The sequence below is a fragment of the Streptomyces mirabilis genome (genome assembly GCF_018310535.1).
Lineage (GTDB): Bacteria > Actinomycetota > Actinomycetes > Streptomycetales > Streptomycetaceae > Streptomyces.
The window spans coordinates 138,150-158,987 of record NZ_CP074102.1 but is presented as its reverse complement, the minus strand read 5'-3'; the positions used below and the strand labels follow the sequence as shown (position 1 = coordinate 158,987).

The 20,838-nt window shown below is 69.2% G+C and carries 17 protein-coding genes; 12 read left to right on the top strand and 5 right to left on the bottom strand.

What is annotated here, in order from left to right:
- Positions 1–72 precede the first annotated feature (72 nt).
- Both SMIR_RS00660 and SMIR_RS43160 read right to left on the bottom strand, forming a co-directional pair.
- Positions 73–828: a cytochrome P450 gene (locus SMIR_RS00660; RefSeq protein WP_248003286.1), complete on the bottom strand. Its 756-nt coding sequence runs from the start codon at positions 826–828 to the stop codon at positions 73–75.
- The gene (locus tag SMIR_RS43160; RefSeq protein ID WP_249938308.1) at positions 828–1,142 is read right to left on the bottom strand and encodes a cytochrome P450 family protein; all 315 of its coding nucleotides are present in this window, start codon (positions 1,140–1,142) and stop codon (positions 828–830) included. The genes SMIR_RS00660 and SMIR_RS43160 overlap by 1 nt, the downstream gene beginning before the upstream one ends.
- Before the next feature lie 243 nt (positions 1,143–1,385).
- On the opposite strand from SMIR_RS43160, the gene SMIR_RS00655 reads away from it, so the two are divergent.
- From SMIR_RS00655 to SMIR_RS00625, 7 genes are all read left to right on the top strand, one after another.
- Positions 1,386–3,200, top strand: coding sequence for an ABC transporter ATP-binding protein (locus tag SMIR_RS00655; protein ID WP_168498291.1), 1,815 nt, complete (start codon positions 1,386–1,388; stop codon positions 3,198–3,200).
- A 358-nt stretch (positions 3,201–3,558) separates the two neighbouring features.
- Complete coding sequence (locus SMIR_RS00650; protein WP_168498293.1) at positions 3,559–4,746, top strand: sensor histidine kinase; 1,188 nt, start codon at positions 3,559–3,561, stop codon at positions 4,744–4,746.
- Positions 4,743–5,144, top strand: coding sequence for a roadblock/LC7 domain-containing protein (locus SMIR_RS00645; protein ID WP_101402195.1), 402 nt, complete (start codon positions 4,743–4,745; stop codon positions 5,142–5,144). Before SMIR_RS00650 ends, SMIR_RS00645 begins: the two co-directional genes overlap by 4 nt.
- Positions 5,141–5,518 (top strand): DUF742 domain-containing protein, encoded by a 378-nt coding sequence (locus tag SMIR_RS00640; RefSeq protein ID WP_054232691.1) that lies wholly within the window; start codon positions 5,141–5,143, stop codon positions 5,516–5,518. The genes SMIR_RS00645 and SMIR_RS00640 overlap by 4 nt, the downstream gene beginning before the upstream one ends.
- Positions 5,493–6,086: a GTP-binding protein gene (locus tag SMIR_RS00635; RefSeq protein ID WP_168498295.1), complete on the top strand. Its 594-nt coding sequence runs from the start codon at positions 5,493–5,495 to the stop codon at positions 6,084–6,086. Before SMIR_RS00640 ends, SMIR_RS00635 begins: the two co-directional genes overlap by 26 nt.
- An 8-nt stretch (positions 6,087–6,094) precedes the next feature.
- Entirely contained in the window at positions 6,095–7,441 is a 1,347-nt protein-coding gene (locus SMIR_RS00630; RefSeq protein ID WP_168498297.1) for a cytochrome P450, read from the top strand.
- A 392-nt stretch (positions 7,442–7,833) separates the two neighbouring features.
- A complete protein-coding gene (locus tag SMIR_RS00625) occupies positions 7,834–10,335 on the top strand; it encodes a tryptophanase (RefSeq protein WP_212726299.1) in 2,502 nt (833 codons plus the stop codon).
- Positions 10,336–10,421: 86 nt separating this feature from the next.
- On the opposite strand, the gene SMIR_RS00620 is transcribed toward SMIR_RS00625, so the two are convergent.
- Positions 10,422–11,963 (bottom strand): serine/threonine-protein kinase, encoded by a 1,542-nt coding sequence (locus SMIR_RS00620; protein ID WP_248003288.1) that lies wholly within the window; start codon positions 11,961–11,963, stop codon positions 10,422–10,424.
- Between the two features lie 86 nt (positions 11,964–12,049).
- Positions 12,050–12,577: an NUDIX hydrolase family protein gene (locus tag SMIR_RS00615; protein WP_168501474.1), complete on the bottom strand. Its 528-nt coding sequence runs from the start codon at positions 12,575–12,577 to the stop codon at positions 12,050–12,052.
- An 834-nt stretch (positions 12,578–13,411) separates the two neighbouring features.
- Between SMIR_RS00615 and SMIR_RS00610 the strand changes: the two genes are divergently transcribed.
- Positions 13,412–15,808 (top strand): M4 family metallopeptidase, encoded by a 2,397-nt coding sequence (locus tag SMIR_RS00610; RefSeq protein WP_168498301.1) that lies wholly within the window; start codon positions 13,412–13,414, stop codon positions 15,806–15,808.
- Positions 15,809–15,948: 140 nt separating this feature from the next.
- Here SMIR_RS00610 and SMIR_RS00605 read toward each other — a convergent pair whose 3' ends face one another.
- Positions 15,949–16,215: a metal-sensitive transcriptional regulator gene (locus SMIR_RS00605; protein WP_095857593.1), complete on the bottom strand. Its 267-nt coding sequence runs from the start codon at positions 16,213–16,215 to the stop codon at positions 15,949–15,951.
- Between the two features lie 710 nt (positions 16,216–16,925).
- On the opposite strand from SMIR_RS00605, the gene SMIR_RS00600 reads away from it, so the two are divergent.
- From SMIR_RS00600 to SMIR_RS00585, 4 genes are all read left to right on the top strand, one after another.
- Positions 16,926–17,426, top strand: coding sequence for an RNA polymerase sigma factor (locus tag SMIR_RS00600; RefSeq protein WP_283959582.1), 501 nt, complete (start codon positions 16,926–16,928; stop codon positions 17,424–17,426).
- A 101-nt stretch (positions 17,427–17,527) separates the two neighbouring features.
- Positions 17,528–18,142: a hypothetical protein gene (locus SMIR_RS00595; protein WP_249938307.1), complete on the top strand. Its 615-nt coding sequence runs from the start codon at positions 17,528–17,530 to the stop codon at positions 18,140–18,142.
- A gap of 133 nt (positions 18,143–18,275) precedes the next feature.
- Positions 18,276–19,847 carry an ABC1 kinase family protein gene (locus SMIR_RS00590; protein ID WP_168498305.1) on the top strand — a complete coding sequence of 524 codons (1,572 nt, stop codon included), beginning with the start codon at positions 18,276–18,278 and terminating at the stop codon, positions 19,845–19,847.
- Between the two features lie 76 nt (positions 19,848–19,923).
- The gene (locus SMIR_RS00585) at positions 19,924–20,838 is read left to right on the top strand and encodes an SAM-dependent methyltransferase (RefSeq protein WP_248003291.1); all 915 of its coding nucleotides are present in this window, start codon (positions 19,924–19,926) and stop codon (positions 20,836–20,838) included.

Here is a 20,838-nt window from a genome sequence, read left to right as displayed (position 1 = left end):
CGGAGGCCGTCTTCTCGGCGATGAGGAGACGGCCTTTGTCGTGTCCGCTCCTTCACGGTCCTCCAGGAGCTATCAGGTGACGGGCAGCTCGTAGATGCCGTACGCCTGCGAGTCCTCCTTGAACTTCAACTCCGAGACGTCGACCGCGAGCCGCAGGGTCGGCACCCGACGGAACAGGGTGCGGAACACGATGTGGAGTTCGATACGGGCCGGCTGTTGCCCGATGCACTGGTGCGGGCCCCAGCTGAACGCGACATGGTGCGCCGCCCGGCGGGGGAGATCGAGCTTCTCGGGCTCGGGGAACGCCAGCGGATCCCAGTTGGCGGCCGGCAGGGCCGCGCTGACGCCCTCACCGGCGCGGATGGTCTCGCCGTCGATCTCGATGTCCTCGACAACGGCTCGTCGTGCGAGCAGGTGCGGGATGGTGAGGTAGCGCAACAGTTCCTCGACGGCGTTCGCCACGAACTTCGGGTCGTCGCAGTTCTCGCGCAGGGCCGCGAGCTGGTCGGGGTTCTGGAACAGAAGCGCGGTGCCCAGAGTGATCATGTTGGCGCTGGTGTCGTGGCCGGCGACGAGCAGGATGTGTCCCAGGGGAGCGGCCTGCGCCAGGCTGAGATCGCCCTCCTTGACGCGTGCGCCGAGATCGGACGGGACGTCCTCGGCGGGGTCGTCCATCTTGGCCTCGATGAGCCCGGAGATGTAGCGGCGCAGCTCCCTCGTCGTCTCGGCGGCCTCTTCCGGTGTCTTGAACCGCGCGTTGGTGACGCCGGCGTGCTCCTGGAAGAACTCGTGGTCCTCGTAGGGCACTCCGAGCGGTTCACAGATCATCAGCGACGGCAGGGGCAGGGCCGCGATGAGGTCGGTGGCATCTTCTCGATGAGGTCGTCGGTGATCTGCTGGATCGCCGGGCGGAGCTTCTCCATGCGGTGGCGGGTGAACGAGCTCGTCAGCATCCGGCGCCACCGGGAGTGTTCGGCGCCGTCGGTGTTGTTGATCGACGGCTCCATCTCGGTGGCGTGCGCCTTCATGGCCTCCGTGGTGTGCGGGTATCCCGGCCCACCGATGTCGGCGCTCACCCGTGGGTCGGCGAGGATCTCGCGCAGGGTTCGGCAAGAGTCGAGCAGGCGTGCGACGTGCGCCATTGGCCGATAAAAACGCTTGGACTGCGCGAGAGCCCACGCGGGACACTGCGATTCCTGGCCCGCCGTACTCGCACGTGGGTGTCGCCACGAGCCCGCGCGGGGCCCGTCGTCGTACCTCGCCTGTCGGAGGACGACCCGAGCGAACGCGCTCACTCGAAACCGAATCTCCACACGGCCACTGAGGCAACGGAATCTCCCCGGAGAAGCACGCGGCAGGCTGCCGCACGACAACACAGGGTTGGGATGGGATCGCCTGAATCGCGCGAGGGTTCACCGGGCAAAGGCTCGGTGCTCCTCGCCCTTCGCTATTACGGACGGGAGTTGGCCCGGCTTCGACGGCTGACAGCCCCCGCGATGCTGCTGCCGGCGCTCGGCAACATCGGCATCAACTACGTCGCGCCTCTGATCGTCGCGAAGCTCGTCGGCCGGATCGCCGGCGACGCCGGTATCTCCATCGGATCAGCGCTGCCGTACGTCCTCGGCTTCGCCGGCGTCCTGCTGCTCGCGGAGATGCTGTGGCGCATCGGCCTGCACTGCCTGAACCGCCTCGACGCCCTCGGCATCGAACAGCTGTACGTCATCGGCATGGACGAGCTGTTCGCCAAGGACGCCGCGTTCTTCCACGACAACTTCGCCGGGTCACTGACCAAGCGGGTGCTGAGCTTCGCCTCCCGCTTCGAGGAGTTCGTCGACACGATGACGTTCCAGGTCGTGGGCAGCTTCGTACCGCTGGTGTTCGGGGCGGTGGTGCTGTGGCGCTACGAACCGCTGCTCGTCGTCGGACTCCTGGCGATGATCGCGCTGACGGCGCTGTGCGTGTTGCCCCTCATCCGCCGCCGTCAGGCGCTCGTCGACCAGCGCGAGGAGGCGATTGCCCGGGTGTCGGGCCATGTCGCCGACAGCCTGATGAACATGGACACGGTCCGGGCGTTCGCCGCCGAGGAGCGCGAGGCCGCCGAGCACCGGTCCCGGGTCGCGGCCTCGCGGCGGCTCATGCTGAGGTCGTGGGACTACGGCAACCTGCGCATCGACACACTGGTCGCGCCGATGTCCGTGCTGACCAACGCGCTGGGCCTGCTGCTCGCGGTCGCGCTCGGCGGAGGCAGCCACGGCGTCGAGGCGGTCGTGGTCGCCTTCACGTACTACAGCAACGCGACGCGGATCATGTTCGAGTTCAACCAGATCTACCGCCGCCTGGAGAGCTCGATGACGGAGGCCGCGCAGTTCACCGAGCTGCTGCTGAAGCCGCCGACCGTGCTCGACCCAAAGGTGCCGGAATCGCTGCGTTCCCGGGCCGCCGACGTCCGCTTCGAGCAGGTGACCTTCGCCCACGCGGGCGCGGAGCCGCTCTTCGAGGGACTCGACCTGGCGGTGCCCAGCGGGGCGAAGATCGGTCTCGTCGGCCGGTCCGGCGGGGGCAAGACCACGCTGGCCCGGCTGCTGTTGCGGATGACGGACATCGACTCCGGCCGCATCCTGATCGGAGGGCAGGACATCAGCAGACTGCGCCAGGCCGACCTGCGCGGGCTGATGGCCTATGTGCCGCAGGACCCGGCGATGTTCCACCGCACACTGCGGGACAACATCGCCTTCGCCCGGCCGGACGCCACCGAGGCCGAGATCCGTCGCGCGTCCGAGGCGGCGCATGTCACGGAGTTCGCCGACGCGCTGCCGGACGGCTTCGACACGATGGTGGGCGAGCGCGGGGTCAAGTTGTCCGGCGGACAGCGCCAGCGGGTCGCACTCGCCAGGGCGATCCTGCGCGACGCACCGATCCTGCTGCTCGACGAGGCGACCAGCGCGCTGGACTCCGAGAGCGAGATCCTCGTACAAGAAGCGCTGTGGCGGCTCATGGAGGGCCGGACGGCGCTCGTCGTGGCGCACCGGCTGAGCACGGTCGCCACCATGGACCGGCTCGTCGTCCTCGACCGTGGACGAATCATCGAGCAGGGCACGCATCAGGAACTGCTCGCGGCGGAAGGCGCCTACGCGAAGCTGTGGCAGCACCAGTCGGGCGGTTTCCTCGACGACAGCCAGGAGCCGGCCGACCTGCACTGAACGCGAGCCCGGCGGGCGTGGGGTCCCCCCGCGCCCGTTCGGCGCGATCCGCTCCCCGATGTCCACTCCGGGCACTGATTGACGAAAGCCGCAGAGCCCCCTTTTCGGATGTCGTTGAGGATCTGACTACTCATCAATGTTCGCAACTGCTCCTCATATTGACGGTCCGTCATCAGTTGGGGCGATGATACGATCGCCGCACTTGCCGAGCGGGCTATGTGCACAAAACGACTCTTCTGGCCAAACGACTCTTCTGGCCAACCGTGTGGCCCGGACGGTAAACCCTGCGCAGTGGGCTGTCAGCCCGCCGCGCTGACGGAATTCAGTAGCTGGCTGTCGGTCGCTTGAAGAGAGTCTTATGACGCAATACATGCAGGACCCGGCTCTCTGGGCTCTTATCGCTGGTACTCCGCTTGCAGCTACCGCCATTATTCGCGGAAAGCGCTCTGCGCGGAGTTTAAGGCAGGGAAATCAAGAACTCAGGGATCACTACGCTGAGCTTGAGAATCAATATTCGGCCTCGGTGAAGAAGGCTCAGGAGCAAGCCGAGGAATCAACGAGAACCGCGCTCAAATCGGCGATGCGGACGCTTCAGGGTCTCGCCGCCGAACAGCAGTTGGCCATTTCCAAACTGCAGAGCAAGTATGGCGAGTCGGTGATTCTCCAGGACCTCCTGGAAATCGACCACATGAACTCGCAGTTCGGGCGGCGCGCCCAGTCCATCGCGGTGCTCTGCGAAGGCTGGCTGGGACGACAGCGTGACGTCGCGTCGGTTTACGACGTGGTCCGCAGCGCACAGGGAAGGATCCGGCACTTCCAGCGGGTCGAAATTCTTTCGCAGGTCGATTTCGCGGTCACCAACCGGGCCGTCGAACCGGTGGCGCTGGCCCTTGCCGAACTGCTCGACAACGCCACCAGTTATTCGGCACCGGAAACCAGTGTCGAGATCAATGTCCGTGCCGTCCCGAAGGGTATCTGCATCGTCGTCGACGACGCCGGTGTCGGCATGAACGAGGAGGAGAAGGCCCGAGCGGCGAAACTCCTGTCGAGTGAGCGGGCCTCGGGTGTTTCCGGGCTCGGCAATCCTCCGCAGTTCGGCTTCGCGGTGATCGGTGTGCTCTGTGAGCGCTACGGCTTCACGGTGTCCGTCGACTCGACCTCTCCCTACGGGGGTGTGCGAGCGGTGGTACTGCTGCCGGACGAGCTGCTCACCAGCATGCCGCAACCAAAGGAGCGAGCACAGACTGTGAGCACTGTTCCCTCGCTGAACCCGAGCGGCCCGGAACCCGCCGCGGCCGTGTCCACGACCGCCGACGGTCTTCCCAAGCGCCGCCGCAGGCGGGCCATGGCCATCGTGCCGCCGAGTTCCGAAACCACGGGCGCCCCCATGACCACGGGCACCCCGATCCGCTCCGAAGAGGAGACCGCCTCGATCATGGGTGCCTTCCAGCGCGGCACGCAGTCCGGTCGAGCCGCGCTCCCGGAGCCTGCGGGCCGCACGGGCAACGCACATGACGCAAGCAGCGAAGGGCATGAGGTTTCGTGAACAACGATCTGTCATGGATGCTTGACGGCGTCCTGGAGATTCCCGGGGCCCTGCACGCGGTCCTGGTCTCCGCCGACGGGCTCTTGATGGCGTCCTCGAAGGGGGTCGGCAGGGACCACGCGGACACCGTCGCCGCCGCGATGAGCGGTGTGCAGTCACTGAGCCGCTCGATCGGGTTCTTCTGCGACGGGTCCGATCTGAAGTGGCGGCAGACGCTCGTCGAGTTCGACGGCGGCTGGGTCTTCCTGATCTCCGCCGGTGACGGCGCGTACCTCGCGGTCTCGGCCTCTCCCAACGTCGAGATGGGGGAGATCACCTTCCGCATGCAGCAGCTCGTCGGCCAGCTGGGCAAGGCGCTGACGACTCCGCCGCGCGAGAACATCGGCGCACGCCAGTGACCGATTCCGAGCGGCAGGAGCCCGAGGCCGCGGAGTTAGTGCGGCCGTACGTCATCACCAATGGCCGGGACCTTCCCGACGGCGACCAGTTCTCCCTGATCACGCTGGTCACGGCGGCCGCCGACCATCAGCAGCGGCCGGCCCGGCTCTCCCCGGAGGAACAGAGCCTGCTGGAGATGTGCTCCGGCGGTTACCTCTCGGTCGCCGAGATCGCGGGACACCTGCGCCTGCCCATGGGCGTGGTGAAGATCCTTCTCAATGCCCTCGCCGAAGGCGGCTACCTCATCACGCGCGCGCCGGTGGCGCGCGCCCGCCTGGTCGACGAGCAGATTCTTCAGGAGGTGCTGGATGGTCTCCGGGCCCGTTTTGGATGAGAAGGCGTACGTCCGAGGTGGAGCGGCGCAGACCGCCGTGAAGATCCTGATCGTCGGGCACTTCGCGGTGGGCAAGACCACCTTCGTCGGGACGATGTCGGAGATTCCTCCGCTGTCCACGGAGGAGACGATGACGCAGGCCGCCGAGGAGATCGACGACCTGAAGGGCGTCCACGGCAAGACCACCACCACGGTGGCCATGGACTTCGGACGCCTCACGATCAGTGATCACGTCGTGCTGTACCTGTTCGGTACGCCGGGTCAACAGCGGTTCGTGCAGATGTGGGAGGACATGGCGCGCGGCGCTCTCGGGGCGCTCGTGCTGGTCGACCCCGAGCGGCTGGCGGACTCCTTCGCCGTCATCGACCTGATCGAGCAGTACGGACTCGCCTACGCCATTGCCGTGAACCACTTCGACGGTACGCCGATTCGTGGCGAAGAGGCGCTGCGTGAGGCGCTGGACCTGCTCCCCGACACCCCGGTCGTCACCTGCGACGCTCGCGACGAGAACTCATCAGCAAGCGCCCTGATCACCCTCGTTCACTATTTGCAGGACCGTGCCCGCTAGGAGCAAGCATGAACACTGAATCCACCGCCCCCGTGCCACCACCCGGCTGCCCGGCTCATGCCACGGGTGAGCCGGTGCCGTTGCACGGGTCGGAGTTCGCGGCCGATCCGCAAGCCTATTACGAGTACATGCGTCACTACGGGCCGACCGCTCCGGTCGAACTCGCCCCCGGCGTCGAGGCGACCCTGGTCACGGATTACTCGGCGGCGCTCCAACTGCTCCAGAACGCGGGTGCCTTCCGGAAGGACTCGCGCCGCTGGCGGGATTTCAACGAAGGTGCGATCAGTCCGGACAGTCCGGTGCTTCCGCTTCTGGTGTACCGGCCCAACGCCATGTTCAGTGACGGGGCCGACCACATGCGGCTGCGGCAGGCGATCACGGACAGCTTCGCGCGTGTCGATTCGCATTGGTTGAGCCAGAGTGCCGAGCGGGTCTCCAATTACCTCATCGCCCAGTTCCACACCCGTGGCTCGGCCGATCTGCTCAACGACTACGCCAAGCTGCTGCCGCTTTTCGTGTTCAACGAACTCTTCGGCTGCCCCGCGGAGATCGGTGACCGGGTCCTCTTCGGTATATCCGGCATTTTCGACGGTGTGAATGCCGAGAAGGCGAACGAGGTACTGGGCCAGGCCGTGGGCGAGCTGGTGGCCCTCAAGCGGTCCCGGCCCGGCGACGACGTCACCTCCTGGCTGATGCAGCATCAGGCGCGCCTGACCAACGAGGAGATGGCCCACCAGCTCGTCCTGCTCCTGGGCGCCGGCGCGGAGCCGCTGCGCAACCTCATCTCCAACACCCTGCACCTGCTGCTGACCAACGACCGTTACGCGGCTGGCGGGTTGATCGAAGAGGCCATCGACACCACGCTGTGGAAGAACCCTCCCATGGCGAACTACGCGCCGCACTACCCGGCGGCCGACATGGAGTTCGGGGGACAGAAGCTGGCGGCGGGCGACCTCGTGCTGGTCAGCTTCGCGGCCGCCAACACCGACCCGGCGCTCGCGGCGTCCCGTCACGCCTCCAGCAACCGCTCCCACCTGGCGTGGAGCGCGGGACCGCACGCCTGCCCGGCCAAGGACCCCGCCCGGCTCATCACCGTGACGGCCATCGAGAACCTCTTCAACCGGCTGCCCGATGTCGAACTGGCCGTGCCCGAGGACAGTCTGACCTGGCGTCCGGGTCCCTTCAACCGGGCGCTGGCCGCGCTTCCGGCCCGTTTCACCCCCGTACGGGCCACCCGGCAGCCCGACCCTCAGCACCGTCCGGAGACCACGGCGCACAGCGACCAAGGAGGTGCGCAGGGCCGACAGGAGCGTGGCGGGCTGTGGAGTTCGTTCCTGTCCTGGTGGAAAGCGTGAGCTACGCAACAGCTGCCAACATCCTCGCACTGCATCAATGTTCAACCGGAGGGGTAGGGAAGAGCGCGGCAATCGTGTTGATCACAAGTTAAAGGAGGTGTCGTGGAGCCCTCGACCACAGACGCCACTTCAGCACAGCACTCCGCAGCCACGCTCCGCCCCCGACGACAGACCTCCCAAGGGAGTTTCGACCCCCGCGCCATACCCGTCGCACCACACAAGCCGGATGGCGAGATACCCGCCCGCACAGGCGGGTATCTTTTTGCCCTCCTTCCCAGGCCCACCCGCCGGGAGGGCCGATGATCACCTCCCGTATAGGGGGTGGACCGGTCACGGAGACGCAACCGCTCGGCGGTTACGTGGCCGACCAGTTACTCCGACTGTGCCAAGCCATGGGTCTCGAACCGTCCGACGGCGAGATCTACGCGCGTGTCCTGACCGACTGTCTCGGTCCCGTCGCGGAGCGTCCGTTGGACGAACCGCCGACCTACCCGAGTTTCCTGTCCGACGACCACACGCCGGTGGAGTACTCCCTCGCCTTCGTGCCGGACGCGCCCCCGACCCTGCGCGTGCTGCTGGAACCGGGGTACGGCGCCGAAGGCCTGGCGGAGAACGGGCGCGTCGGACTGCGTGTGGTCCGGGCCATGGCGGACCGCTGGGGCTTCGCCACCGACCAACTCGACCGGCTGGAGGACCTGTTCTTCCCGCCGGTCCCCGAGGGCCCGCTGGCGCTGTGGCTGGCCCTGGAGTTGCGGCCCGGCGGAGTCCCCAAGGTCAAGGTCTATCTGAACCCGGCGGCGTCCGGGGCGGATCGGGCCGCCGAGACGGTGCGTGAGGCACTGGACAGGCTCGGCCACCGGCAGGCGTTCGCCGCGCTGCCCCAGGCCGACGGCTATCCGTTCCTCGCCCTCGACCTCGGGGACTGGGAGACACCCCGGGTGAAGGTCTACGTCACCCATCGGAACCTGGCCGCCGCCGACGTGGGTGAGCTGCCCCGCACGGACCCCGGCCCACGGCCCGAGACCGTACGGGAGTTCCTGCGGGTCGCGGCGGGTCTCGACAGCTCGCCGCAGCACTCCGGCGCCGGTAAAGGCGTACGGCTGGAGGGGCGCCCCGTGCTCTCCTGCCACTCCTTCACGGAGTCCGGAACCGGCCTGCCCAGCGGCTTCACCCTCCACGTGCCGGTCAGGGACTACGTCCGGCACGACGGGGAGGCCTATGCGCGAGCGGTGGCCGTGCTGCGCCGACACGGCATGGACACCGCGGCGCTCGATCGGTCGCTGGCCACCGTCACCTCACGCCTGCTGCACGACGGCGTGGGGCTCATCGCCTATCTGGCGCTGGTGTACGAGCGTGGCCGACCGCCCCGTGTGACCGCGTACATCTCCTCGGAGGCGTACGCGGTACGACCGCCGTTGCCGGCCCAGCCGCCCCATCAGACGTTCTCCCCCCATCGCACGGCGGGTACCGAGCCGCGCGAGACCCTCCACTCAGTAGGAAACGGAAAGGCAGGAGCAGAAATCAGGATGGAGCCGTACCGGATCAAGGTCGTCGAACCTATCCCGCTCACGACCCCCCAGCAGCGCAAGGCGGCACTCGAACGAGTGCACTACAACCTGTTCGATCTGCGCGCGGAGGAGGTGACCATCGATCTGCTGAGCGACTCGGGGACCGGTGCGCTGTCCTCGGCGCAGCTCGCCGTGGGCATGGCCGGTGACGAGTCCTACGCGGGCTCGCGATCCTTCTACCGTTTCCGGGACACGGTGGCGGAACTGACCGGCTACCGCCACATCCTGCCTGCTCACCAAGGGCGCGCGGCGGAACGGCTCCTGTTCTCCAACCTCCTCGAGCCCGGCGACACCGTCCTGTCCAACACGCACTTCGACACCACCCGCGCCAATGTGGAGCTGGCCGGCTGTGTGGCCCGCGACCTGCCCTGCGCCGAGGCGCGGAACCTGGACAGCGCGGAGCCCTTCAAGGGGAACATCGACCTCGAGGCCCTGGAGCGGGGGCTGACCGAGACGACCGGCTCGCGTGTCGCCGCGGTGGTCATGACCATCACCAACAACGGCGGTGGCGGTCAGCCCGTCTCCATGGAGAACCTGCGGCGCACCTCCGAACTCTGCCGCCGGCACGGTGTCCCCCTGATCCTGGACGCCGCCCGGTTCGCCGAGAACGCCTGGCTGGTCACCCGGCACGAGGCGGCCTACAAGGACCGCACCCCGCGCCAGGTCGCCGAAGAAGCGTTCCGCCTGGCCGACGGCTGTGTGATGAGCGCCAAGAAGGACGGCATCGTCCACATCGGCGGCTTCATCGGACTGAACGATCCGGAACTCGCCCAGAAGTGCGAACTCCTCCTCATCGCCACCGAGGGGTTCCCCACCTACGGGGGGCTGGCCGGACGCGACCTCGACATGATCGCCCAGGGCCTCCAGGAGGTGACCGAACCTTCCTACCTCGCTGAGCGGGCGGAGAGCGCCGACCACCTGGCCCAGCGGGTCCGTGCCGCCGGCGTGGACATCCTGGAGCCGCCCGGTCTGCACGCCATCTACCTCAACGCGGGCCGGTTGCTGCCCCATATACCGCCCCACCAGTACCCCGGGCACGCGCTCGCCTGCCGGCTCTACCTGGAGGGCGGCATCCGGTCGGCCGAACTGGGTTCGCTGTACCTCGGCGAGGAGGACGAGGACGGGAACCCGGTGAAGAGCCCGCCGTACGAGCTGGTGAGGCTGGCGCTGCCGCGGCGCGTCTACACGCGCAGTCACTACGACCACGTCGGCAGAACCCTGGAGAACATCGCCAAGAACTCGGATTCCGTGCACGGCTACCGGATCGTGGAACAGTCCCCGATCCTGCGGCACTTCCGCGCCAAGCTCCAGCCGGTGACCGCCTAGCGGGCGGGGCGACACCGTCCTGAGGCCGGTGCCCGGTCACGTCGTACGACGTGACCGGGCACCGGCTCGTCGGCGCTCGGCCGCTCCTACCCGAAGTGGCTGTCGGTGATCTCCCCGTCCTCCGTGGCCGCGTGGGCGACGCAGCGGAACGCGCGGAGTCCGTCGGCCCACTGCTGGGCGGTCGGCGGCAGGATGTCGGTGCTCCACTGACCGGTGACGGCCCGTCCGGTGGCCGTCCTGGACTTCAGCATGACCTCGTGCGAGCACAGTGCCTGGACGGTGGGGTGCTTGATCAGGTCCCGGGCGTTGTTCGTCATCCCGTCCTTGGGCAGCGGGGCGATGGCGAAGGTCTCCCACACGTGCTTCACCCGGCAGTCCGCGAGGCTGACGGTGATCGTCCCCGAGATGTCGGTGATGCCGCTCCAGCACTCGGGGGTCGTGACGCACCGGCCGCCCGCGCCGTCGACCGCGGCGGCGGGGCAGTTCCGGGTGGTGGTCGACACCCCACCGAACCCCGCGTTCACGGTGGACGCGGTGACGGACGGCCGGGACGCGGTCGAGGGGGACTTGGGGGTGTCGGACCCCCCGCCCCGGTAGGTGATCACGGTGACCGACACGCTCACCGCGACCGCCGCCGCCGCGGCGATCAGCTGCGGGCGCCGCCTCTTCTTCTCCGGGTCCCGCGGCGCCGGGACGGTGGTCGTGCCCGGCGGACCGGCCTCGGGCGGAGGCGCGGTGTCCCGTCGCGCGGGGACGGTGGTGATCAGGCCGCCGGGTACGGGCCCGAAGCCGACCCGGTCGGCGCTGTCCACATCGACGGCGGCGAGCGCGTCACGCAGTGCCCCGGCGTCGGACAGCCGGCGCGCCGGGTCCGCCACCAGGGCCTGCCCGAGCACCTCGTTGAGGGCCGTCGGCACTCCCGGCAGATCGGGGTAGGGCCAGGTGTGCCGCACGATGAGCTCCGCGAGACTGAGCTGGGTGCCGTCCTCGGGGAAGTGCGGCGGGCGGCCGTGCAGCAGGGCGTAGAGCGTGGCGGCGAGCGAGTACACATCGCCGGCCGGGGTCGGTTCGGCCAGGTGGAAGGCCTCGGGCGGAGCGTACGCGGGGGTCAACGCCTCCCGAGTGACCGACAGTTCCCGGTCCGGCCGGGGCATGGCCGCGAGGCCGAAGTCGGCGAGCGCGACACCGCCGTACCGGTTGATCAGGATGTTGCCGGGTTTGATGTCCCGGTGCAGTACCCCGGCCGTATGCGCCGCGGCCACCGCGTCGGCTATGCCCACGCCGATGTCGCGGGCCTCCTTCACGGACAGGGGGCCCTGGAGGTGCAGACGATCACCCAGGGAGCCGCCGGGGCACAGTTCGAGCACCATGTACGGGCGGTTGTCGCCGAATACCCCGGCGTCGTACACCGGGACCACGTGCGGATGCCCGGACAACTGTCCGGCGGCGGTGACCTCCCGCATGAACCGCTGCCGGTCGCGGGGCGAGTCGAGCACCCTGCTGTCCACCTTGAGCGCCACCTCGCGGCCCACGGCCAGCTGCCGCGCCCGGTACACCGTGGCGAACCCGCCCTGGCCCAGGACCTCCTGGATCTCGTACCCGGCCAGTTGCATTCGTTCGAACCGCATCGTGCCCGTCATCCCCCAGCGCAGGACCCCCCCCCGCGGCAGCATGTCTGACCGGGGACCGCGCCGACTCTAGCGGAGGCCCGAAGTCAGGACAGCCGGCCCACATGGGCCAGGGCCTGCTTGAGGAGGGCTCCGTGGCCGCCCGGCATCTCGCCCAGAACCGCGGGTGACGAGGCCTCCTCGGGGCTGAACCAGACCAGGTCGAGGGCGTCCTGCCGGGGGCGGCAGTCGCCGGTCACCGGGACGATGTAGGCGAGGGAGACCGCGTGCTGGCGGGGGTCGTGGAACTGCGTGACGCCCACCGTGGGGAAGTACTCGGCGACGGTGAAGGGCTGGAGCGAGGTCGGGATGCGGGGGAGCGCCACCGGGCCGAGGTCCTTCTCCAGGTGGCGCAGGAGGGCGTCCCTGACCCGCTCGTGGTGCAGCACCCGGCCCGAGACGACGGTGCGGCTGACCGTCCCGTCCGGCCCTATGCGCAGCAGCAGTCCGATGCTGGTGACTTCGCCGTTGTCGTCGACGCGGACCGGCACGGCCTCGACGTACAGGATCGGCATGCGTGCGCGCGCGCTTTCGAGTTCGTCGGGCGTCAGCCAGCCCGGCGTGGTCTCGGTCATGTCAGACATTGGGTGATCATACTTTCAACCCTTCCGGATCCGCGCGCAGTGCTCGCCGTGGTGTCTGGTGGCCATTGTCATCACCCACAACGTGCGCGCGGCGGAACGGATACGCCGACTGGCCGGATCGGTAAGGAAAGTCGTCGGACGGGGAGGGCGGGCGTCGGATCAGCAGGGCAGCCGTCGCGTCAGTAGGGCAGCAGGCGGCCCGACGGTGTCCTGCGGTCGATCGTCACCTCGCGCTCGGTGGCGGGGCGACGGCTGGGGCGAATGCGGATCTGGCGGTTCATGGCGGCCTCCTCGGACTCGTACAACCAGCTTCCACGCCGCCGCGCTCACGCGCGTCGTGCTCACGGGTCACCCGCACCTCTCCCTGAGGAGCAGATGCGCGACCCGGTCGTACTACCAAGGAGGGATGCCGACCCTGGGGCACGGTCCGGCGCGATGCCGTGCTCTCCGGGCTTATCCCCATTCCGCCTTCGCGTACTCCGGTGCCGTGCCACCGGCGAAGTCGCGGCTGGGGTGGCCAACGACCCGGAGGTGGTCGCGAGGTCAGCCGGGCGCCGCCATCCGGGTGAAGGCGGCCTCCTGTGCGCCCCGGGTGAACCTCGTCCGTGCGCCCCACGTGAACGTCGTCGAGGGTTAACCCTCGATTGCCTCCGACCTGCATGACATGTCTAGGTCAAGCTGCCATTCTTCTTCCTCACCTGCCGGACAGGCCTCACACGGTCTGCGCAGGGGCCCCGCACTGCTCAGCTCGTCCCGGCCAGCACATCCCGTCTGCCCGGGTCTGTCACCGGCCGTCGACGCGCGGCCGCAGCAGTAGGAGTACGAGTGAGACGAATCCCCCGTCAGGCGGCCGCGGCCGGAGCGCTGGCGGCCACCGCCGCGTTCCTGGCCGTCGGCATACAGACGGTCCCCGCGGCCGCCAAGCCTGCCGCCCCCCACCCCAGTCCGCTGCGCACCGGAGGCCTGGAGGCCAAGCTCACCCCCGCACAGCACTCGGCACTGCTGAAGAGCGCGGCACAGAAGACCACGGCGACCGCCGGCACCCTGGGCCTCGGGGCCAAGGAGAAGCTGGTCGTCAAGGACGTCGTCAAGGACCAGGACGGCACGCTCCACACCCGCTACGAGCGCACCTACGCCGGCCTGCCGGTACTGGGCGGCGACGTGATCGTGCACACCCCGCCGGCCTCCCTCGCCGCCGGCACGGTGAGCAGCACCTTCAACAACAAGCGGACCATCAAGGTCGCCTCCACCACCGCGACCTTCACCAAGTCCGCCGCCGCGAGCAAGGCGCTGAAGGCCGCCAAGTCCCTGGCCGCCGAGAAGCCCACCGCCGACAGCGCCCGCAAGGTGATCTGGGCCGGCAGCGGCACCCCGAAGCTTGCCTGGGAGACCGTGATCGGCGGCCTCCAGGACGACGGCACCCCGAGCCAGTTGCACGTCATCACCGACGCCACCACCGGCCAGGAGCTCTACCGCTACCAGGGCATCAAGACCGGTACGGGCAACACCCAGTACAGCGGCACGGTCACGCTGAACACCACGCTGTCCGGTTCGACGTACCAGCTGTACGACACCACGCGCGGCGGCCACAAGACGTACAGCCTCAACAACGGCACGTCGGGCACGGGCACGTTGATGACCGACTCCGACGACACGTGGGGCACCGGAGCCGGCTCGAACACCCAGACCGCCGGCGCGGACGCGGCCTACGGCGCCCAGGAGACCTGGGACTTCTACAAGAACACGTTCGGCCGCAGCGGCATCAAGAACGACGGCGTCGCGGCCTATTCGCGCGTCCACTACAGCTCGGCGTACGTCAACGCCTTCTGGGACGACAGCTGCTTCTGCATGACGTACGGCGACGGCTCGGGCGGCACCCACGCGCTCACCTCGCTCGACGTGGCCGGGCACGAGATGAGCCACGGCGTCACCTCCAACACGGCGGGCCTGGACTACAGCGGTGAGTCCGGCGGCCTCAACGAGGCCACGTCCGACATCTTCGGCACCGGCGTCGAGTTCTACGCCAACAACTCCAGCGACGTCGGCGACTACCTCATCGGCGAGAAGATCGACATCAACGGCGACGGCACGCCGCTGCGTTACATGGACAAGCCGAGCAAGGACGGCGGCTCCGCGGACAGTTGGTACTCAGGCGTCGGCAACCTGGACGTCCACTACTCCTCGGGCCCGGCGAACCACATGTTCTACCTGCTCTCCGAGGGCAGCGGCACCAAGGTCATCAACGGTGTCACGTACAACAGCACGACCTCCGACGGAGTCGCCGTCGCGGGCATCGGCCGGGCCGCGGCCCTGCAGATCTGGTACAAGGCGCTGACCTCGTACATGACGTCCAGCACCGACTACGCGGGCGCCCGCACCGCCGCGCTGAACGCGGCCACCGCCCTGTACGGCGCGAGCTCCACCCAGTACGCGGGGGTGGCGAACGCCTTCGCGGGCATCAACGTCGGCAGCCATGTCACGCCGCCGTCGAGCGGGGTGACCGTCACCAACCCGGGCAGCCAGTCCTCCACCGTCGGCACCGCGGTGAGCCTGCAGATCTCGGCCGGCAGCACCAACACCGGCTCGCTGAGCTACGCCGCGACCGGGCTGCCCACCGGCCTGTCGATCAACAGCTCCACCGGAGCGATCACCGGGACGCCGACCACCGCCGGGACGTACAGCACCACGGTCACCGTCACCGACAGCACCGGAGCCACCGGAACGGCGTCCTTCACCTGGACCGTCAGCTCCTCCGGAGGCGGCGGCACCTGCACCTCGGCGCAGCTGCTCGGCAACCCCGGCTTCGAGTCGGGCAACACCACCTGGACCGCGACCAGCGGCGTCATCACCAACTCCAGCAGCCAGGCGGCGCACGCCGGTTCGTACAAGGCGTGGCTGGACGGCTACGGCTCGACGCACACCGACACGCTCTCCCAGTCGGTGACGATCCCGTCCGGCTGCAAGGCCAGCTTCACGTTCTATCTGCACATCGACAGCGCGGAGACGACCACTAGCACCGCGTACGACAAGCTGACGGTCACCGCCGGCACCACGACGCTGGCGACGTACTCCAACCTGAACAAGGCCACGGGGTACACGCAGAAGACCTTCGACCTGTCCTCGTTCGCCGGTACCACCGTCGCTCTGAAGTTCAGCGGGGTCGAGGACTCCTCGCTCCAGACCAGCTTCGTCGTCGACGACACCGCCGTCACGACCAGCTGATCGACCCGATCGACACCGTCTGACGCCTCCCCGGCAACAGCCGCGACGTGGGTCACCCGCCAGGGTGGCCCACGTCGCGTCGGTGTGTCGTCGTTCTCGTGGTGTCGTCGTTCCCGTGGTGTCGTCGTCGCCGGGCCGGCTCAGGCGAGGGCGAGGAAGAGCTTCTCGAGTTCGGCCTCGGACATCGGGGGCGTCTCGTCGTCGGCCGCGGCCATGCACTGGCGCATCCCGCTGGCGACGATCTTGAATCCGGCGCGGTCGAGCGCGCGCGAGACGGCGGCGAGTTGGGTGACCACGTCCTTGCAGTCGCGGCCGGCCTCGATCATGGCGATGACGCCGGCGAGCTGCCCCTGAGCGCGGCGCAGGCGGTTGAGGATCGCGGTACTGGCTTCCTCGTCGACGGACATGGCCATGGGGTGGGTCCTCCTCGGGGTGGTGCCGTTGAGTTTACCCCCTGGGGTATCACTGGGGGCGGCCGTCCGGGAGGCCGCCAGTCGGCCCGCCCGGTCCGATGACCTTCTTTATCGCGGGATCGTCAACCGGCCGGTTCGCCCGGGCGACTCTTGGTGGGGGGCCGCCGAGGGGGAGAGGGCGCCGAGCCCGGCGGCGAGAACGAGCCAGACGACCGCGACGACTTTCGGGGTGGCGGTGGCCTCTCGGGGCGGCCCGGCCCGTTCCCGGACTCTCACCGTGGTCCGAGGTCGGCCCCCGGGTGCCCGTCCGCGGTCGAGGATTTTGGCGCGATCGCCCCCCGCGCCGCTGAGGCGGATGTGATTTCGGCTCCCTTTTGGTGCGGCCCCGCTCATGGCGTGACGTTTCCGCAGACGTGAGGTGCCGCAAGTGCATGCATGAAATGTGTAGCACGGTATGGGGTGCGCCGGAACGCAGTCCTCCGTTTTCCATGCGGATGAGTGGTCCGTATTCCCTCTGGTTTGTTGGTGTGTTGACTCGGAAAAGAACCTTCGCGACGGGTGGGGATAGGCCGTGCGAACATTCCGATTCGCACCAGGGAATCAAGCTCGGGGTCATGGATCACAGGGAATTGCTAGACCACTTAGATGAGTGCGAAATCATCGATCGAGCGATTGATCGAGCAAGCCACGAATCCCAGGAAGAGGTGCGGCGGGAGTTCTCCTGGGATGTGATCGCCAGTCACCGGGAGCGACTGATGAGGCTGGTCCGCCGCCGGCTGCCGAATGCCCAGGACGCGGAGGACTGCGTTCAGGAAGCGATGCTCAGAGCGGCCGCCCACGGCAATCTCGACCAGGACCGGATCGGTCCCTTTCTGACCTCGGTCGCCCTGCGTCTTTGTGTGGACCACTACCGCGAACTGGAGCGGGGGCGGCGACTGTTGCGCCGCGCGGCGGATGTGGGCGGACCCGAGCTGCCGGACGAAGGCGTGTGCGACCAGGACTTCGGACGCTGGCTGCTCGGCCAGGTGCACCTGCTGCGGGGCCGGGAGCGTCAGGTGGTCCTCGCCCGCGCACATGGGATCTCCACGCTGGAATTCGCCCGCATGCACCAGATCTCGGTCAAGGCGGCCGAAGGCGCGTTCACCCGGGGGCGGGCTCGGCTGCGGCTGCTCTGCGCCAGGGCTCTCGACGGCGCCGCGGCATAACGGATTTCCGCATTCCTCCCGCGTCCGGCGCAGGCCGGGAGTGGGGACGAAAACGGCTCCCGAATTCCGGGAGTGCGGGTGAGATGGAAAGGGTAGTGACCGTGAGCAAGAATAACACCCAGGACACCATCAAGGATTTCATCGGCGATATCGCCGACAGCACCAAGAAGGCATTCGATGAAATTCTCGACCGGAAAGGCGACGATTCGCATTCCGCGGATTGGCTCACCCCGGGAAATCCGTATCAGGCGCTGAACGGGCTTCCCGGCGATGTGCTGCGGACGGTCAGCGCGCTGTCCGCCCTCGGCGGCGTGGCCAACCCCGTGGCCGCACTCGCCAACGCGGCCAACGCCGCGGCCGGCCTCGGCGCCGCCAACCCGCTGGCCGCTCTGGCCGGCGCGGCGCCCAACCCGCTGGCCGCGCTGGGCGGTGGGGCGCCCAATCCGCTCGCGGCCCTCGCGGGCGGCGGCGCGAACCCGCTCGGCGCCCTCGGCGGTGCCAATCCGCTGGGCGCGCTCGGACAGGTCGCCGGCGGGGCGGCCTCGGCCGTCTCGGGCGCGGCCGACATGGCGGAGGGCCTGGCCGCGCTTCCCCGGCAGATCGCCCAGCTCTCCGAGCTCGTCGCCTCCCTGGTGAACGTGCTGGAGGGCGTCCAGGGGGTGGCCGGCGCCATGGCGGGCGCCGGGCGGGCACCGGCGGCGAGGAAGAGCGGCTGAGCCGCCGCTGAACCGGGGCTCACCGGGCGCGTACCGCCTCACCTCGGGTGAGTGATCGCGCCGCATGACCCACGTGCGTGGGCGATCGCACGGATGACCGACGGAACTCGTCAGGCACAGGAGGTTGTGACACATGGGTGCCATGCTCGGCAGTCGGCTCCGGCTGGTTGTGAAGGTGCTGGGAAGCCTCGTCGCCGACGAGGTCGGCCAGGTGACGCGGGAGCGCCGGCGGTCCCGGCAGGACCCGAACTCCCCGGCGGAAGGCGAGGCCTCCGCCGGGGACGGGACCACCTCCGTGGACGGGGCACGCCGTGCGAAGGCGGTGCGGCACGCCCTGGAGAGCCTCGGCCCGTTCTACGTGAAGCTCGGCCAGATCCTCTCCACCCGGCCCGACATGGTGCCCGCCTCCATGATCGGCGAACTGCAGAACCTCCACGACCAGGTCGACGTCCAGCCCTTCGCCCTCTTCGAGCCCGTGCTCCAGGAGGAGCTGGGAACGGACTGGAAGCGCCGCTTCGACGACATCGAGACGGTCCGCCCGCTCGGGGCGGCCTCGCTGGCCCAGGTCTACCGGGTGACCCTGCCCGGCGGCCGGCCCGCCGTGGTGAAGATCCAGCGGCCCGGGATCCGGGACACCGTCCGCGCGGACATGGCACTGATGCGCAAGGCGTCCCGGATCGTCGCCCGTACCGCACCCCGATTCAACGAGGTCATCGACGTCGAGGCGATGCTCGGCTCCATCTTCGACGCGATGGAACCCGAGCTGGACTTCACCGGCGAGGCCCGCAACATGGACGAGGCCCGCGAGAACATCCGCCGCTATCCGTCGCTGGCCGTGCCCCGGGTCGTCCACGCCACCCCCAAGGTGCTGATCCAGTCGCTGGCGCCCGGCACCTCCGTGCGTCATCTCGACCGCCGCTCGTTCAGCGACCGGGAGCGCACGGACATCGGCAAGGACCTGCTGCGCTTCATGTACCGCGGGTACTTCGTCGACCGGATGTTCCACGCCGACCCGCACGCGGGCAACGTCTTCGCGCTGCCCGGCGGTCCGGCCACCCTCATCGACTGGGGCATGGTCGGCCGCCTCGACCGGCGCACCAGCCTCCAGCTGCTGCCCCTGCTCATGGCCATCGCGCAGAACGACGGCCACGGTCTCGCCCACGCGTGGGCCGACATGGGCCGGGTCACCGCCTGGTCGAACCTGCCCGCGTTCGCCGCCGACATGGCCGCGCTGGTCCCCAAGGTCGCCACCGCCTCCCTGGAGGACATCAACTTCGGGGTGTCCCTGACCACCGTCCTGGAGAAGGCGACCCGGCGGGGCATCGGCTCGGCGCCCGCCATCTCCCTGCTTGGCAAGTCCTTCGCGAACCTGGAGGGTTCGGTGCGCTGTCTCGCGCCGGACATCGCCCTCGCGGAGGTCTTCAAGGCGGAGGCGCGCGGGATCATCCTGGCGCTGATCCGCGAGTACTTCTCCGTGGACCAGGTCGCCCGCAACACGATGGACCTGCTCTCGGCCGCCGCGTCCGCCCCCGAACAGTGGCGCGGGCTGCTCTCCGACGCGGCCAACCGCCAGTTCGCGCTCCAGCTCCACGAGCCGCACACGCCCTCCTCCATGGGCGGACAGCGGCCCTGGTCACCCTCGCGCGGCCTGATGGCACTGGGCGCGGCGGCCCTGTTCCTCGACCGCCGCCGCACGCCCCGCTGACCCGTCCCACCACCCGATCCACCGTCAGCACCCCCATCCACAGCCCATGTCAACCGCACGCCCAAAGGAATCACCCATGCCCATGCAGCAACACGACGCTCAGCGCGAAGCGGCTCCCGGCGCCCTGGACGGGGTCTCGGAGACGGCCCTGTGGACCGTCCGCATGCGGGCCCAGGAGTCCGCGCGGACGGACGCCCTCTTCGACGACCGGCTCGCGGGCGAGTTCCTGGACGCCGCCGGGGCGGCCGGCGCCCCGCCGGGAGCCGGCGTCCTGCAGAAGGTGCTGCCCGACTGGCTGGCCGTCCGCACCCGCTTCTTCGACGACCACCTGCTCGCCACGACCCGGGAGGGACGCGCGCAGGTCGTCCTGCTGGGAGCGGGGCTCGACACCCGTGCCTTCCGGCTCGACTGGCCCGCCGGAACCCATGTCTTCGAGGTCGACCTGCCGGCCGTACAGACCTTCAAGACACGGGTCGTCGACGGACGTACGCCGGACACCGCCCGGCGCACCACGGTCGCCGCCGACCTGCTGGGCGACTGGCGCGGCGCGCTGCTCGCCGCCGGGTTCGACCCCGGCCGGCCCACCGCCTGGCTGTGCGAGGGGCTGCTCTTCTATCTGGCACCGGAGGCGGTGGAGCGGCTGATCGGCACGGTGAGCGCGCTCTCCGCGCCGGGCAGCAGCCTCGGCGCCGAGTGCCTCAACGCCGACACCGCCGACTCGCCCTTCGTGAAGCCCTGGCTGGAGGCCCTGTCCGGCACGGGGACACCATGGGTGTGGCACCTCGCGGACGCGGAGCGCTGGTGGGGCGGCCACGGCTGGCAGGCGCGCGTCGCGGACCTGCTGGCACTGCCGTACGCCGTCGAGCGGTTCGCCCCGCATCTGGCCGCGTTCTCGGGGGTCGAGACGGACAGCATGATCCTGGTCACCGCGACGATTCCGGAGGGCGGGGCGACCCCGGACGACGGGACGAGCCCGGTCGGCGGGCGGTGA